16 protein-coding genes are annotated in these 16,223 nt (G+C 54.3%); 12 read left to right on the forward strand and 4 right to left on the reverse strand.

Annotated elements, in window-relative coordinates; all coding sequences use genetic code 11:
• Positions 1 to 9: 9 nt before the first annotated feature.
• Together BT142_RS03785 and BT142_RS03790 are read left to right on the forward strand one after the other, a co-directional pair.
• Complete coding sequence (locus tag BT142_RS03785) at positions 10 to 2,478, forward strand: heavy metal translocating P-type ATPase (RefSeq protein WP_072416873.1); 2,469 nt, start codon at positions 10 to 12, stop codon at positions 2,476 to 2,478.
• A 181-nt stretch (positions 2,479 to 2,659) separates the two neighbouring features.
• Positions 2,660 to 3,220: a type II secretion system protein gene (locus BT142_RS03790; RefSeq protein WP_072416874.1), complete on the forward strand. Its 561-nt coding sequence runs from the start codon at positions 2,660 to 2,662 to the stop codon at positions 3,218 to 3,220.
• Between the two features lie 55 nt (positions 3,221 to 3,275).
• On the opposite strand, the gene BT142_RS03795 is transcribed toward BT142_RS03790, so the two are convergent.
• From BT142_RS03795 to BT142_RS03810, 4 genes are all read right to left on the reverse strand, one after another.
• The gene (locus BT142_RS03795) at positions 3,276 to 3,791 is read right to left on the reverse strand and encodes an NUDIX hydrolase (RefSeq protein WP_072416875.1); all 516 of its coding nucleotides are present in this window, start codon (positions 3,789 to 3,791) and stop codon (positions 3,276 to 3,278) included.
• On the reverse strand, positions 3,784 to 4,275 hold the full coding sequence (gene tadA, locus BT142_RS03800) for a tRNA adenosine(34) deaminase TadA (RefSeq protein ID WP_072416876.1): 492 nt from the start codon (positions 4,273 to 4,275) through the stop codon (positions 3,784 to 3,786). Before tadA ends, BT142_RS03795 begins: the two co-directional genes overlap by 8 nt.
• Positions 4,272 to 5,420 (reverse strand): CPBP family intramembrane glutamic endopeptidase, encoded by a 1,149-nt coding sequence (locus tag BT142_RS03805; RefSeq protein WP_072416877.1) that lies wholly within the window; start codon positions 5,418 to 5,420, stop codon positions 4,272 to 4,274. Before BT142_RS03805 ends, tadA begins: the two co-directional genes overlap by 4 nt.
• Before the next feature lie 788 nt (positions 5,421 to 6,208).
• Entirely contained in the window at positions 6,209 to 7,489 is a 1,281-nt protein-coding gene (locus tag BT142_RS03810; protein WP_072416878.1) for an O-acetylhomoserine aminocarboxypropyltransferase/cysteine synthase family protein, read from the reverse strand.
• A gap of 450 nt (positions 7,490 to 7,939) precedes the next feature.
• On the opposite strand from BT142_RS03810, the gene BT142_RS03815 reads away from it, so the two are divergent.
• The 10 genes from BT142_RS03815 (at position 7,940) to pyrF (ending at position 16,115) form a co-directional block, all read left to right on the forward strand.
• Complete coding sequence (locus tag BT142_RS03815; protein WP_072416879.1) at positions 7,940 to 8,956, forward strand: type I phosphomannose isomerase catalytic subunit; 1,017 nt, start codon at positions 7,940 to 7,942, stop codon at positions 8,954 to 8,956.
• 4 nt (positions 8,957 to 8,960) lie between these two features.
• Positions 8,961 to 9,146, forward strand: a complete 186-nt coding sequence (locus BT142_RS03820; RefSeq protein WP_072416880.1) for a hypothetical protein — start codon at positions 8,961 to 8,963, stop codon at positions 9,144 to 9,146.
• Between the two features lie 3 nt (positions 9,147 to 9,149).
• The gene (locus BT142_RS03825; RefSeq protein ID WP_072416881.1) at positions 9,150 to 10,103 is read left to right on the forward strand and encodes an ROK family protein; all 954 of its coding nucleotides are present in this window, start codon (positions 9,150 to 9,152) and stop codon (positions 10,101 to 10,103) included.
• A gap of 73 nt (positions 10,104 to 10,176) precedes the next feature.
• Positions 10,177 to 10,710 carry a nucleoside/nucleotide kinase family protein gene (locus tag BT142_RS03830; RefSeq protein ID WP_072416882.1) on the forward strand — a complete coding sequence of 178 codons (534 nt, stop codon included), beginning with the start codon at positions 10,177 to 10,179 and terminating at the stop codon, positions 10,708 to 10,710.
• A 124-nt stretch (positions 10,711 to 10,834) separates the two neighbouring features.
• On the forward strand, positions 10,835 to 11,320 hold the full coding sequence (locus tag BT142_RS03835; RefSeq protein ID WP_072416883.1) for a hypothetical protein: 486 nt from the start codon (positions 10,835 to 10,837) through the stop codon (positions 11,318 to 11,320).
• 67 nt (positions 11,321 to 11,387) lie between these two features.
• The gene (gene ilvD, locus BT142_RS03840; RefSeq protein WP_072416884.1) at positions 11,388 to 13,061 is read left to right on the forward strand and encodes a dihydroxy-acid dehydratase; all 1,674 of its coding nucleotides are present in this window, start codon (positions 11,388 to 11,390) and stop codon (positions 13,059 to 13,061) included.
• Between the two features lie 36 nt (positions 13,062 to 13,097).
• Complete coding sequence (locus tag BT142_RS03845; protein ID WP_072416885.1) at positions 13,098 to 13,661, forward strand: hypothetical protein; 564 nt, start codon at positions 13,098 to 13,100, stop codon at positions 13,659 to 13,661.
• Positions 13,661 to 14,932: a dihydroorotase gene (locus tag BT142_RS03850; protein ID WP_072416886.1), complete on the forward strand. Its 1,272-nt coding sequence runs from the start codon at positions 13,661 to 13,663 to the stop codon at positions 14,930 to 14,932. Before BT142_RS03845 ends, BT142_RS03850 begins: the two co-directional genes overlap by 1 nt.
• A gap of 1 nt (position 14,933) precedes the next feature.
• The gene (locus BT142_RS03855; RefSeq protein WP_072416887.1) at positions 14,934 to 15,173 is read left to right on the forward strand and encodes a hypothetical protein; all 240 of its coding nucleotides are present in this window, start codon (positions 14,934 to 14,936) and stop codon (positions 15,171 to 15,173) included.
• Positions 15,174 to 15,176: 3 nt separating this feature from the next.
• A complete protein-coding gene (gene pyrF / locus BT142_RS03860; protein WP_072416888.1) occupies positions 15,177 to 16,115 on the forward strand; it encodes an orotidine-5'-phosphate decarboxylase in 939 nt (312 codons plus the stop codon).
• The last annotated feature ends 108 nt before the right edge of the window (positions 16,116 to 16,223 follow it).

Here is a 16,223-nt window from a genome sequence, read left to right on the forward strand (position 1 = left end):
GGAGGTATCATGCAGTCACAGAAATTCAACGTCGGCGGGATGACCTGCTCGGCGTGTCAGGCACACGTCGAAAAAGCAGTCAGAGAGCTTGACGGAGTGCGCTCGGTGAACGTCAGCCTGCTGCAAAACACCATGCAGGTCGAGTTCGACGAAGCCGAGTGCTCGGTCGGGAATATCATCACAGCGGTGGGGAATGCAGGCTACACAGCCGCCGAGAAAGGCGCCGAGCCTGCCGCTCCCGCCGCCGATAAGCTCGGCAGTATGAGGAAAAGGCTTGTCTGGTCGGTGGGATTTCTCCTGCCGCTGTTTTATCTCTGCATGGGGCACATGATTGGTCTGCCGATACCTCTGATATTCACGGGTCATGAGAACATGATGGTCTTCGCGCTGACCCAGCTGATGCTGACCATCCCCATAATCGCCCTCAACACCCACTATTTCAGGAACGGCTTCAAGACGCTGATACACCGCGCCCCGAACATGGACAGCCTTATCGCCCTCGGCGCCACGGCGGCTTTCGGGTACTCGCTGCTCGGGACTTTCCGCATGGCGTATCTCATCGGCCACGGCGACATGAACGCGGCACACAGCTGCATGATGAACCTCTACTACGAGTCCTGCGGCATGATACTCACCCTCATCACCGTCGGGAAATACATGGAAGCCCGAAGCAAGAACAGGACGACCGAGGCGATAAGCAAGCTCGCAGACCTGGCGCCCAAGACCGCTCAGGTCATCCGCGGCGGCGAAGAGGTCACGGTGGCGGCTTCGGAAGTCGGGGTGGGCGAGATTTTCCTGCTGAGGGCAGGCGACTCTGTACCCTGCGACGGCGAGGTCGTCGAGGGCAGCTGCACCGTTGACCAGAGCGCACTGACGGGCGAGAGCCTGCCTGTGGAAAAAACGGTCGGCGACAAGCTGATGAGCGCATCGGTGACATCGGGCGGTTTCGTGAAATGCCGCTGTGAACGCGCCGAAAAAGACAGCACACTCTCGCGCATGATAGCGCTGGTGGAGGAAGCCGCCGCTTCAAAAGCCCCCATCGCAAGGCTTGCCGACAGGATAAGCGGAATTTTCGTGCCAGTGGTCATCGGCATCGCGGCAGTCTCCTTCGCGGCGTGGCTCATCGCGGGAAAGGACATCGCCTTCGCGCTGAACATGGCTATATCGGTGCTGGTCATCTCCTGCCCCTGCTCGCTGGGGCTCGCGACCCCGACCGCCATCATGGTGGGAACGGGCAAGGGCGCACAGCTCGGCATCCTCGTCAAGTCCGCCGAGAGCCTTGAGACCGCCCACTCGGTCAGCACGGTGATACTCGACAAGACAGGCACCTGCACCGAGGGCGTACCCGCCGTCACCGACGTGATGGCGACAGGCGGCAGGGACGAGCTTCTGCGGCTCAGCTGCTCCCTCGAAAAAAATTCCTCGCACCCCCTCGCGAAGGCGTTTGCCGACTATTGCAGGGAAAACGATATCGAAGCGCTCCCCTGCTCCGACTACGCCGAGACCGCAGGCGGCGGCATCTCGGGTACGGTGGACGGCAGACGGGTGCTCATCGGCAACCGCAGACTGATGGAACAGCACTCGGTGTATGTGTCGGCGCTCGAAAGCTTCGCCGACGAGACCGCAAAAAAAGGCGGTATTGCGCTGTTTACGGCTGCCGACGGAAAAGCGCTCGGCGTTACCGCTCTCGCAGACCCCGTGAAGCCGACCTCGAAAGCGGCTGTGGCGGCGTTCAGGGAAATGGGCATCAGGACCGTTATGCTGACGGGCGACAGCGAACAGGCAGCGAAAACGATAGCGGCAGAGCTCGGCATCGACGAGGTCCACGCGTCGCTGCTGCCCGAGGACAAGACTTCCCTGCTGCGTGAGCTGCAAAAACAGGGTACGGCGGCGATGATAGGCGACGGCGTGAACGACGCTCCCGCACTTGCGGCGGCGGACGTGGGCATCGCCATAGGCGCAGGACGCGACATCGCGGTGGATTCGGCGGACATCGTGCTGATGAAGAGCGACCTCCGCGACGCGGCGGCAGCAATATCCCTCAGCCGCGCAGTCATGCGCAACATCAGGCAGAACCTCTTCTGGGCGCTGATATACAACTCGGTGGGCATACCCGTGGCGGCAGGACTTCTCTACCCGTTCTTCGGGCTGAAGCTCGACCCGATGTTCGGCGCGGCGGCAATGAGCCTCAGCTCATTCTGCGTGGTGACCAACGCCCTGCGGCTCAACCTGTTCAAGCCGCCCTTCGCAGCCGAGACCGCCGAAGGGACGCTGGTCATGAAGATAGGCGGCATGATGTGCGAAAAGTGTACCGCCCACGTCAGCGAAGCCCTGAACGCCATCGACGGAGTCCGCGCCGAGGTGTCTCTCGAAAACGGTTGCGCCTACATCACCCTCGACAAGGACACCGATGAAAGCGTCCTGAAAAAAGCCGTATCAGACGCGGGATACAAGCCCAAAAGAATGAAATACCGCTGAAATGTAACAAAAATACCTACCTCGGTTTGTCTAAAAAGCAGAAAATGGATATGTATAAAACATATTTATTCTCGCCGTCTTGACAACAGAAAACGTTTGTGGTATAATCACAATAGGTAATTATACCATACAAACACAACTTAACACAGCAGTAGTCAAATACAAGAGGGGGTATTTTACTATGAAAAAGGCAAACGGTTTCACGCTTGTCGAGCTTGTGGTTGTAATTGCGATTATTGGCGTACTGGCGGCTATACTTGTTCCGTCTATGCTTAATTACGTAAGAAAATCACGGCTCAAGACAGCAAACGGTAATGCTAAGACCGCATACAACGCAGTTGCGGAGTTCATTACCATGCAGGATGCAGAGAAGGGTCAGTCGCTGAGCGACACTCTGGACGATTACGGCGACAATATCATTGACTGCCGAAATCCTCCCATCCTTCCGCAGAACGCTAACCAGAAGGCAGTATTCGAGATGCTCGCACAGAACGGCATCAGCTCGGGACTCGTATGGGTAGCAGGCGCTACCATCAACGACATTGACAGCTTCTATGTTCAGTGGTCGGGTTCGTATGACCCTGAGACTGAGGATAACCCTGTTTTCGGACAGTATCCCGATCCTATTTCCTGGGAGAACTACAAGGACAAGAAAGTTATCTGGAGAGTCTATAACGACGCTAATGGCGCTACCGCTGCTCAGGCTGTACCTCTCGGAGGAACAGGCAACAACGGCAACTAAGACTGACTAACTAACAAAAGACAAGACCGATCATCTTCACGGTGATCGGTCTTTTTTACAGGAATCCTTCCTGCATAAGATAGTCATACAGCTGATGATACCGCCTCGCCACGGGGAACGCTACCCTTCGGCGGGCGATAAGGTTCTCAAACTCGGCGCGTGAGACCCATCGGGCGTCCGAAGTCTCGCCCTCCTGAAGGGTCAGCTCTTCAAGCGCCGCGTCGCGCCTTACGAAATAGCAGTCGATGAAGGCGGTGCTCTCCTTGACGGTCATCAGCAGTTCCAGCTCTTCGGGACGGACTGCGATGCCCGTTTCCTCCCTCAGCTCCCTGACCGCCGCCGAAAGGCTGTCCTCGCCTGCGAACACCGAACCTGCGGTGAACTCCCACACGTTCGGGTAGTTGCTCTTCTGCGGCGAACGCAGCGTGCAGAGCACCTGTCCGCGGGAATTCATCGTGACGATCATGACCACTACGTGATACTCTCCGCTCATCGGATCCATGCCGCCGCGGATCACCGTCCTGCCGAGGGGTCTGCGCTCCTCGTCAAAAAGATCCCAGTATTCAGTCATTCACGTCACCTCCCCTTGACCTGCGCTTGCCGCGCTCACGCAGCTTCCTGAAAAAAGACTTTAGCAGTGCCGCGCACTCGTCCGCGAGCACTCCGCTGCGGACTGCGGGCGTGTGATTGAACCCCAGCGAAAACAGGTCTATCTTTGAGCCGCACGCCCCGAACCTCGGGTCGGAAGCACCCCATATCACCTCATCAACGCGGCTGTTTATCACCGCCCCCGCGCACATGGCACAGGGTTCGAGCGTCACGTACAGCGCACAGTCGGTCAGATGCCATCCGCCGAGGGTCTCCGATGCCTGTTTTATCGCCATCAGCTCGGCGTGCGCCAGCGAACATCCGTCAGCCTCGCGGCGGTTGTACCCCTCGCCGACTATCTCGCCTGACGAACGTCTCACGACCACCGCACCCACGGGCACATCGCCGTTCTCCGTGGCTTTTTCCGCCAGTGCGATGCAGCGTCTCATTATCTCTTCGTCAGTCATACGAACTCCACCGAAAGTATCATCGCCAGCATTACGCAGATAAACCAGATGACCGCCACAGGCGCGTTCACGAACTGTCTCAGCTTGCTTTTGAAGGTGAGCTCGGTACTGTCATGTTCGAGCACGAAGGGCTTTTTTGAACGGACTCTCATGGCGAACATCAGAGTAAAGGCTACCATGAGCACGCCGATGCTGATGATATTCGAGGTAATGAGGTTGGCAGCATCGTAGCGCTCGTTCGACAGGTTGTTGAGGAAAAGGATAAGGTTCAGCGACACCACCCTGAGTATCATCGAAAGTATGATATTGCCCGACTTTATCGCAACAACGCCCAGGAGCGCGGAAATGAGGAACATCATCATGATCTTTGAAGGCTCATGATAACAGCACGCCTGCGCCAGCGCGGCAATGAATATCGCGTAGAAGTCCCCGAACTGACGGAAAAGCTGCAATATAATCCCTCGGAAAAGTATCTCCATGAGTATCGGTATCACCACCATCTCGATGGCTATGTAAAGCACCTGCGCAGGCAGCTCCGCGCCCGAGCTGTAGAGATAGTACTGACTGTCGATGCCCAGCTTTCCCATGAACGTGCAGAGCCCGATGTCGGCTGTGTGCAGTATGATGACCGCCACAAAGAACACCGAGATGAGATACACCGCTTTTTCGGGCGGCTGTTTCTCCGCAGGCATCACGACCTTCGCAGGGAGCCTCAGCAGCATCAGCGGTATCACTATCATGGCGACCGCCATCAGCACTCTCAGCGAACAGTACAGGTACAGCTCGTCGGAAATGACATACGGCTGTATGCCGCGGTCGGAAAAGTATATCCAGCCCAGATGCGGCTTCTCGAACATTACCTTCATGGCAAGGTACACCAGCTGCTCCAGCAGAAAATACAGTATCATCAGACTGCCGAGAAGTTGCAGACAGGCATGGAGCGACCTCAGCTCTGCCGCACGGCACTGCTCGTCCGCAAAACCCTCACCGTCAACATAGGTGTGCTCACGGCTGTCGTGAACAAAGCTGTAGCCGAAACGGTTCTTCGCCGCATTTCTCCACTCAGTGAAAGCCTTGCGATAACCCTCGGACTGATTCTGATAGACCCTCTCAGCAGCGGCATCTATCAGATATTCTTTTTTCACCGTCACATCACCCCCGTGTTATACGCATACTACGATATTTATTATATCACGAAATGCCGCGTTCGTCCATAACAGAGCGCATTTTTTAACTTTTTCTTAACAATCGCAGTCAAAAGCAAAAACACCGCCTGCCGTTTCCGAGCAGCAGACGGTGCTTTCAACTATATTCCGAAAGGTTGGCTTGTATGTCTTGTTTATTCGCTGTACGCCGTGGGGTTTCTCTTGGGGGAGACCCTTTTGAAAAAGGGTCCTCCCCCAAACTCCCTCACTAAAACTTTTAATACTTTTTGGCTTTAAGGCAATACCGCACGACCATTGTGCGTCAGATGCGCCGCACCAGCGAAGCTGGTGCCACAGATTTTTCGTCAGATTGTCTAAATTCGACGCAGGCTTGCTGACACAAGTCAAGGAGAATTTGGGCAATATGACGGAATAATATGTGTATCAAGCTTATGCTTGATACGGCATATGACGTGCAAAGGCGCGAGCCGGTGGTTGTGCGGTGTTGCCTTAAGTGATTCTTCCTTACTTTGCAGAGGCAGAAAAGATTGTAGTTCTTCTGTTATTTAGCTTGATCTTGCCAAAAAGACGTTCAATGGTGGTTTACGCTTCATTTGCGGAAATTGTCAGATGGTCTCTTCTGAAATAACAAGGGACTATCTTCCCGACCACAAAAAACGAACAACATATTAAAAGTCTTTGGAATGGGGGGGCGCCTTAGCTTCGCACGGCAAGGGGAGAACCTTTCTTCAGAAAGGGTTCCCCAAGCTAAGCCCCGCACGCACTGTTTAGAAATCGAGAGCCTGCTTGAGGTCTGCGATTATGTCGTCGATGTGTTCGGTACCTATTGACAGGCGGATGGTGTTAGGCTTGATGCCCTGTTCTGCGAGCTCAGCTTCGTCGCACTCGGAGTGAGTCGTGGATGCAGGGTGGATAGCAAGGCTCTTTACGTCGGCAACGTTTGCCAGCAGCGAGAAGAGCTGGAGTCTGTCGATGAACTTCTGAGCCTCTTCGGAGCCGCCCTTGATCTCGAAAGTGAAGATCGAGCCGCCGCCATTGGGGAAGTATCTCTTATAGAGAAGCTGCTGCTTCGGGTCGGTAGAGAGGGACGGATGGCTCACGCTCGCTACCTTTTCGTGGGATGCGAGGAATTCTGCCACCTTGAGCGCGTTCTCGACGTGGCGCTCAACTCTCAGCGAGAGGGTCTCAAGACCCTGTAAGAAGATGAACGCGTGAACGGGAGACAGTGTAGCGCCTGTGTCTCTCAGCAGGATAGCGCGGATGTAGGTGATGTAAGCTGCTGCGCCGACGTCCTTAGCGAAGCTGATGCCGTGATAGCTCTTGTTGGGCTCGGTCAGCCAGGGGAACTTATCGGAAGCTGCCCAGTCGAACTTGCCCGAGTCAACGATAACGCCGCCGATGGTGGTGCCGTGACCGCCGATGAACTTGGTAGCCGAGTGAACAACGATGTCAGCGCCATACTCGATAGGTCTTACGAGGTAAGGAGTTGCGAAAGTGTTGTCCACGATCAGCGGGATGCCGTGCTTGTGAGCGATATTTGCGATAGCCTCGATATCAACGACCTCGGAATTCGGGTTGCCGAGAGTCTCGATGTGAACGGCTGTGGTGTTCTCCTGAATAGCGCCTTCAAGCTCTTCGAGGTTGAAGGGGTCAACGAAGGTAGTCTCGATGCCGTACTCGGGAAGAGTGTGCTTCAGAAGGTTGTATGTACCACCGTAGATGTTCTTTGCGGCTACGATGTGGTTGCCCTTGTGAGCTACAGCCTGGATAGCGTAGGTCAGAGCAGCCGCGCCCGAGCCTACACCCAGAGCAGCAAGTCCGCCTTCGAGTGCGGCGATACGGGTCTCGAACACGCCCTGAGTCGGGTTGGTGAGTCTGCCGTAGATGTTGCCTGCGTCTCTCAGACCGAAACGGTCGGCAGCGTGCTGCGAGTTGTGGAACACGTAGGAAGAAGTGAGGTATATCGGAACCGCTCTTGCGTCGGTTACGGGGTCGGGAGCTTCCTGTCCTGCGTGGAGCTGTAAGGTTTCAAATTTATAGTTTGCCATGATGATCTTTCCTTTCAAATTTAAGTTTTTTGGTTTATGATCCGTTAATGATAGTTCGGTTTTTATTGATGTTCGTGTTATAAAAGATCAGCGGCACATTCGCCTTGTATAAAGTTTCATATTTTCATTTCCCCTTTAGCAGATAGGTTTTGTGTGTTTGCTTTCGATGATGTAATTATATCACGTCTATCCTACTTTGTCAATAGGAATTATATCATTTCGGCAGTTTGAACATATCGGGAGCTATTTCATAGCGCTTTAGTAGGAATATTTTACAGTATGCCCCTGCTGCCCCCGTCATACAGCCTTTTTTTGCGAAAGTAGCGCTATTTCTATTGACATCTATAAGTATATTATGGTATAATAACTATGATTCAGGTCTTATGCGGATATGCTCTGCGTGTTTTTGTAGGGGCATTGAGGCATGGGCGAGAAAGGTTATGGTATATTATGGCTATTTTCAGGCTCTCCCCTGCTTTTAAGGATTACCTGTGGGGAGGAACAAGACTCCGCGATGAGTACGGCAAGCAGTGCGACTTCGACAAGGTCGCCGAAAGCTGGGAGCTTTCCTGCCACAAGGACGGCGCTTCGGTGGTCGCTGACGGCGAGGACAAGGGACTTACCCTTGAACAGTACATCGAAAAGCATGGCAGGGGCGTTCTCGGAACCGACTGCGATAAGTTCGAGAACTTCCCGATACTGATAAAGCTCATCGACGCAAAGGACAACCTCTCGGTGCAGGTACACCCTGATAACGATTATGCTCAGCGTGTCGAGGGCGAGTACGGCAAGACCGAGATGTGGTATATCGTTGACTGCGACGAGGGCGCAGAGCTTCTCTACGGCTTCAGGCACGAGATAAGCAAGGAAGAGTTCGCACAGCGCATCGCGGACAACACCCTGCTCGAAGTCACGAACAATGTTCCCGTCCACAAGGGCGATGTATTCTTCATCAAGGCAGGCACGCTCCACGCTATCGGCAAGGGCATCCTCATCGCCGAGATACAGCAGAACTCCAACACCACCTACCGCATCTACGACTACGGCAGAGTCGGCAAGGACGGCAAGCCGAGAGAGCTTCACGTCGAGAAGGCTAAGGACGTGACAAAGCTCGCACCTGCCGAGCAGTACCCCGATACCCCCGTTGAACAGCACGAGGGCTACACCTCGAAGCTGATGGCGAGCTGTGAGTACTTCACCACCTACGTGCTCGACATCGACGGCAAGGCTCACCTGACCGCCGACGCGACCAGCTTCAACAGCCTGCTCGTTTTAGAGGGCGAGGGCACGGTGACAGCCGACAGCGAGCTTGCGGTACAGCACTCCGAAAACGGCGGCAAGGTCTCCGAGAACGGTCTGCCCGAGGGTACGATAAAGCTCTACAAGGGCAACAGCGTGTTCATCACGGCAGGCACGGGCGGCTACACCATCGAGGGCAAGGCAAAGCTCGTACTCACAAAGGTCTGATACCATGAAAAACAGAACAATACTTTCGGTGATAATACCGCTCTTTGCGGTGAACGCGTATTTTACAGGTGCATTTCTCGCAAAGAACAAGGGGCTGAAACGGACTTTCGCGGCTATGGGCGCGTTATCTACGGTCCAGCTCATTATAGAGTTGATGATCCTTTTTAAAACCAAGAAATCGGAGGAATAATAAATGAAATACTACATCGGAATAGACCTCGGAGGAACCAACATCAAGGCTGGTGTCGTTTCCGAGGAATTCGAGATCGTTGCAAAGGCTACCTGCAAGACCAATCTGCCCCGTCCCGCTGAGGAGATCTGCGCTGACATGGCAAAGGTAGCACTCGAAGCTGTAAAGCAGGCAGGACTTACCCTCGACCAGATCGAGGCGGTGGGCATCGGCACCCCCGGTACCGCAAACTCCGCCGACGGCGTTATCGAGTACTCGAACAACCTCGGCTTCCTTGACTTCCACGTTGTGGAGCTGATGAAGACCTTCATCGACAAGCCCTGCTACGTCGAGAACGACGCTAATGCGGCGGCTTACGGCGAGTATGTGGCAGGTGCGGCAAAGGGCGCGAACAACGCGGTCTGCATCACCCTCGGAACGGGCGTCGGCGGCGGCATCATCATCGACGGCAAGATCTACTCGGGCTCGAACTTCGCGGGCGCGGAGATCGGTCACACCGTCATCGACCCGAACGGTCCCCAGTGTACCTGCGGCAGAAAGGGCTGCTTCGAGGTGTTCTCTTCGGCAACAGGTCTCGTGAACATGACCAAGGCGGCTATGGAAGAGGACAAGACTTCCATCATGAACAAGATGAGCGAGGAGATGGGCAAGGTCTCCGCACGCACCGCTTTCAACGCTATGCGTGAGGGCGACAAGGCAGGCAAGGCTGTGGTTGACAAGTACATATGGTACCTCGCCTGCGGCATCGCGAACACCATCAACATCTTCCAGCCCGACATCCTCTGCATCGGCGGCGGCGTCTGCAACGAGGGCGATCCCCTGCTGCTGCCCCTCAAGGAACAGGTGGCTAAGGAGATCTACACCAAAAACTCCAAGAAGAATACCGATATCGTTATCGCGAAGCTCGGCAACGACGCAGGAATTATCGGCGCGGCTTTCTTAGGCCTTGCCCACTGATCCGTATAAAAAAATAGTCCTTTTTTACTTTTGTGTTATTAATAGGAAAAATCGGAATTTATAGGAGCAGACAATGAAAATAATAGCAATCGGCGCCGTCACAGCAGGTGGAAAAACAACAGTCGTAAACGCTATAAAATCCAGACTTCCAAGAACAGCATCGCTTCACTTTGATGACTACTCATTCGACGGTGAACCCGATGACTTTACCCAATGGGTCTCGAAACCTGAGGAATTTTATAATGTATGGGATTTATCACCATTAAAAGCAGATGCTGACAGAATCATCAACAGCCGAGAGTATGATTATCTGCTGTTGGATTATCCGTTTGCATATAAGAATAAAATGATGAAGGATTATCTGGACTGCTGTATATTTATTGATACACCGTTGGACATCGCAATGGCGCGAAGAGTGCTTAGAGATATGAAAGAGTCTTCTGCGGATGATATTTGTAAAGAAATGAATACATATCTGAATTTTGCAAGACCTTGTTATGTTCAGATGCTGGAGAATATTTTACCGAATTCTGATTATGTGATTGACGGTGCAAAAGAACTTGAAACAATTATCAATGAAACTCTGGAAATCATTTTAAGGCTCTAAATTCTGATTTATCTTAGGAACACATTTGTAAAAAGGGAGAAAAAATAAAGCCCCCCGAGTACTCATCATGACAGAGGCGGCGGGGCGTCAAAAGAAAGGAATCAAAAAAAGGAGGAAAACGCACATGGGATTGCTTGACAAAGTCGCCGATCTGCTTGACGACGGTAAGCTCAACGGCTCGGCAGACAGAACGATGTTCACAAATAAAAAGAAAGAAGATCAGCTCTCCGATGAGTTTGAAGAGACCTCATCCTCCGACCCTAACGAGGTCGCTGCGGCAGGAACAGTTCTCGCAGTCAGCTTCGGTACGCCGTCGCCTGTCAATATAGGCTTCTCGGACGGTCACTTCGGCGTGAAGCTCAGCGGTGACGCGCTCTACAGCGTCAGCCGCGAAGGGATACTCATCACCGACGCGGAAAAAGAGGTCAGACAGATGCTGGTAACACTGATACCTCAGGCACTTCAGCACGCGGCGGACGAATACCGCATCAGCTCCGAACAGCGTGCGGAACAGACCGTCAGACTGCCGCAGGAGATCGCTCAGCTGTGGCATCATGACTACATCAGGCTCAATGCCGTCAACATCGGCTCCATAGTAAAATGCGGCTGAGATCTCGGCATAAGAAAACTGCATTATCCGTAAACAAAAAATATTTTATATAAAGAGGGTAATAAAAATGGCAAATGAAAACAGATCGTTCTTCTGCGACGGCGCGGATAAGGCTCCGCAGCGTTCGCTGTTCAACGCGCTCGGCATGACAAAGGAAGAGCTGAACAGACCTCTCGTAGGTATCGTTTCTTCCTATAACGAGATCGTGCCGGGTCACATGAACATCGACAAGATCGTTGAAGCCGTAAAGCTCGGCGTTGCGATGAACGGCGGTACTCCCGTTGTGTTCCCTGCTATCGCGGTATGCGACGGCATCGCTATGGGTCATCAGGGCATGAAGTATTCGCTCGTTACCCGCGACCTTATCGCGGACAGCACCGAGTGCATGGCGCTCGCTCACCACTTCGACGCTCTCGTTATGATCCCCAACTGCGACAAGAACGTGCCGGGTCTGCTGATGGCAGCCGCAAGAGTGAACGTTCCGACCATCTTCGTGTCGGGCGGTCCGATGCTCGCAGGACACGTTCAGGGCAAGAAGACCTCCCTTTCGAGTATGTTCGAGGCGGTAGGTTCCTTCTCGGCAGGCAAGCTCGACCAGGAAGGTCTTGACGAGTTCGAGAACAAGGCTTGTCCTACCTGCGGCAGCTGCTCGGGTATGTACACCGCAAATTCCATGAACTGCCTTACCGAAGTCCTCGGCATGGGTCTCAGAGGAAACGGCACTATCCCCGCTGTTTACTCCGAGCGCATCAAGCTCGCGAAGATGGCAGGTATGCAGGTAATGGAACTCTACAGAGCTAACATCCGTCCCCGTGACATCATGACCGAAAAGGCGTTCATGAACGCGCTGACCGTTGATATGGCACTCGGATGTTCCACAAACTCGATGCTCCATCTGCCCGCAATCGCTCACGAGTGCGGCATCGACCTGAACCTTGACATCGCAAACGCTATCTCGGCTAAGACCCCGAACCTCTGCCACCTCGCTCCCGCAGGTCACACCTACATGGAAGACCTCAATGAGGCAGGCGGCGTTTACGCGGTAATGAACGAGCTGACCAAGAAGGATCTGCTCAACACCGATATCATCACCTGCACGGGCAAGACCGTGGGCGAGAACATCTCGGGCGTCAAGAACCGCGACCCTGAGGTCATCAGACCTATCGAGAACCCCTATTCCCAGACAGGCGGCATCGCAGTTCTGAGAGGAAACCTTGCTCCCGACAGCTGCGTTGTAAAGAGAAGCGCTGTTGCTCCCGAAATGCTCAGGCATGAGGGCCCCGCTAAGTGCTTTGACTGCGAAGAGGACGCTATCGAGGCTATCAGAGGCGGCAAGATCGTTGCCGGCGACGTTGTTGTCATCCGCTACGAAGGTCCTAAGGGCGGCCCGGGAATGAGAGAGATGCTCAACCCGACTTCCGCTATCATGGGCATGGGTCTCGGCTCGTCGGTAGCACTCATCACAGACGGCAGATTCAGCGGCGCTACGAGAGGTGCGTCGATCGGTCACGTTTCGCCCGAGGCTGCGGTAGGCGGTCCTATCGCGCTCGTTCGTGACGGCGATATCATCTCCATAGATATAAACGCAAACACCATCAACGTCAAGCTCTCCGATGAAGAACTTGCCGCAAGAAAAGCCGATTGGCAGCCCAGACAGCCGAAGATCACCACGGGCTACCTCGCACGCTATGCTTCGCTCGTTACCTCGGGCAACACCGGCGCTATCCTCAAAAACAACTGAACCCATTGACCGACTTATGAAAGGACAGAAAAGACCATGAAAGCACTGAAGATCTTTTTAAGAATATTCTTCACGATATTCTTTATCTCACTCATTTTCCTTATAGTTATCGTTTGCACCTACGTGCTCGGTTCTCCCGATACCACCATCGGAACCGATTGCAGAAGACTTGTTTCGGGACCATGGACACAGGTCATGAACAAGGATCTTGACGAAGAAAAGGTTTACAAGCTCCTCTTCGACCAGGGCGGAAACTTCCAGATCGTTATAGGCAAAAAGGAGATTGCCAAGGGCTGGTACAAGTTCGACGAGAAGGGACACAAGTTCAAGCTCCTCATGAAGCCCGATGACTATTCCGAGGAATTCGCTCCCTTCGTTAAGTATAAGGTACTTTCCGAAGTTGCATTCTCGAACCTTGATTACAACCTGCCGAAGGATTTCAAGTCGGGCGACGAGATCGAAAAGGATATGGAGCCTACCTGCACCTTCCTTATCAGACCTGTTGACGCATCACAGGATTCCCTCGTTCTCGACTGCGAGATGAAGGAGTACACGCTCGACCTCTACAACTCCGAGCGTGACCTTACCAAGGACGCATAATGGAACTGCTGCTTAAAAATATCCACGCAGCCGACCCTCAGACAGGGCTCGACTGCGTGACGGATATTGCCGTTTCGGACGGCAGGATAGTTAAGATCGGCAGCGTGGACGAGCCTGCCGACAGAGTCATCGACTGCACGGGACTGTACGCAGTCCCCGGGCTGTTCGATATGCACGTTCACTGGCGCGACCCCGGGTTCACCGAGAAAGAGGATATCTTCACGGGCGCGGCGGCCGCAAAGGCAGGCGGCGTTACGGGCGTTCTGCTCATGCCGAACACAAAGCCCCCCGTTGACAGCGCAAAGACTGTCAGGTACATCCTCGAAAAGGGCGCTCAGACGGGTATCAACGTCTACACCTCGGCGTGCATCACGAAGGCTATGCAGAGCGGCGAGCTCTGCGATTACGACGAGCTTATAAAGGCAGGCGTTTTCTGCATCACCGATGACGGCAAGCCCGTCGAGAACGCCGAGCTTATGAGACAGGCGCTTGAATTGTCCGTGAAAAACGGTCTGTGCGTTTCGTCCCACTGCGAGGATCTGAAGATAATCAACGGCGGCATCATCAATAAGGGTGAGGTGTCGAAGGCTCTCGGCGTGAAGGGCATGGACAGGGCGAGCGAGGATTACATCACCGCCCGCGAGATAGCGCTTGCCGCAAGCTGCGGTGCGCATATCCACATCTGCCACGTTTCCACAAGGGGCAGCGTCAACATCATCAGGGCGGCTAAGCGCGACGGCGTGAATGTCACCTGCGAGACCGCTCCCCACTACTTCACCTACACCGACGAAAAGCTCTACAGCCGCGACGCTGACTACAGAATGTCTCCGCCGCTGCGTACCGAGGACGACAGGCAGGCTATCGAGGAAGCGCTTCTCGACGGCACTATCGACGCCATCATCACCGATCACGCCCCCCATGAGGCTGAAAAGAAGGCGGATTTCGAGACTGCGCCCAACGGCGTCGTCGGTCTTGAGACTTCCCTTGCGGCGACGCTCAGCCACTTCTATCACGGCGGCAAAATGAGCATCGCGGACATCGTGAAGCTGATGGCTGTCAACCCGAGACACATCTTAAAGCTGCCCGAAGTGAAGATAGCCGAGGGCGAGAGCGCGGAACTTTGCATCTTCGACCCCGAAATGAAATGGACTGTCGAGCCGCAGAAGCTGCACTCAAAGTCGAAAAACACCGTGTTCAAGGGCGAGACCTTCACAGGCAGGGTGGTATATACTATCTGCGGCGGAAAGATCGTATACGAAACAGGTGACTGATATGAGCCGAAAACCGCTTTACAAGGTCGGCGATACCGTCAGCTTCAACACAAAAAGCAGGGACGGCCGCAGCGTGACCGTTACGGGCGAGATACACGTCGTTGACGAAAGCGGCACGTTCTTTCAGACGAAAGAACCCTCGTATGACATATACGCGCCCGACGTTATAGGCGGCGGCGAAGTCAGCGCCCTGTACAAGCACATCCCCGAATCATGGGTCTTTCCCCCGAAAGGAGAATGAATAATGTCATTTGACAGACTTATAGAAAACATCGTAAAAACACAGAACCCTTCGGTAGTGGGTCTCGACCCCAAGCTGGAGTACGTTCCCCAGTTCATCATCGACAAGAAGATCGAGAAGCACGGCGCGAACCTCAAGGCGGCTGCAAAGGCTATCCTTGAATTCAACAAGGCGATCATCGACGAGATACACGACATCTGCCCTGCTATCAAGCCGCAGGCGGCGTACTACGAGATGTACGGCAGCGAGGGCGTAAAGACCCTCTACAAGACCATCCGCTACGCTCAGGAGCACGGTATGTTCGTCATGACCGACGGCAAGAGAAACGACATCGGCGCGACTATGGAAGCGTATGCGACCGCGCACCTCGGTCTGACCGACGTTGCGGGCGAACCGATAGCGGCGTTCGGCGCTGACGCGCTGACCGTCAACGGCTACCTCGGTACCGACGGCATCTCGCCCCTGCTGGAAAAGTGCAGAGCTTACGACAAGGGCATCTTCGTGCTGGTCAAGACCTCGAACAAGTCCAGCGGCGAGCTTCAGGATCTGAAGCTTGAGGACGGCAGGACCGTTTATGCGGCGATGGGCGATATGTGCGAGAAGTGGGGCAGCGAAGTGATGGGCAAGTACGGCTACAGCGGCGTAGGTGCTGTTGTGGGCGCGACATATCCCGAGCAGCTTGCAGAGATGAGAGCGGCACTTCCCCACACCTTCTTCCTCGTACCCGGATACGGTGCGCAGGGCGGCGGTGCCGAGGGCGTTGCGAAGGGCTTCGACGCGAACGGTCTGGGTGCGATCGTCAACAGCTCCCGTGCGGTAATGTGCGCATATAAGAAGGAAGGCTGTGACGAGCATGATTTCGCAAAGGCAGCACGCCGCGAAGTCATCCGCATGAAGGAAGATATAATCTCCTACCTGCCGAAACTGGCACTCCCCGAATAAACGAATCGGGTTCGCCTTAGCTTCGCACGGCTACGCGCTTGGCAGGAGATGGGGCGGCAGCCACATTCAAATCAAAAAACAACAAATGGAGATGACCTCTCAAACCGA

It is taken from the genome of Ruminococcus sp. YE71 (assembly GCF_900119155.1).
GTDB lineage: Bacteria > Bacillota > Clostridia > Oscillospirales > Ruminococcaceae > YE71.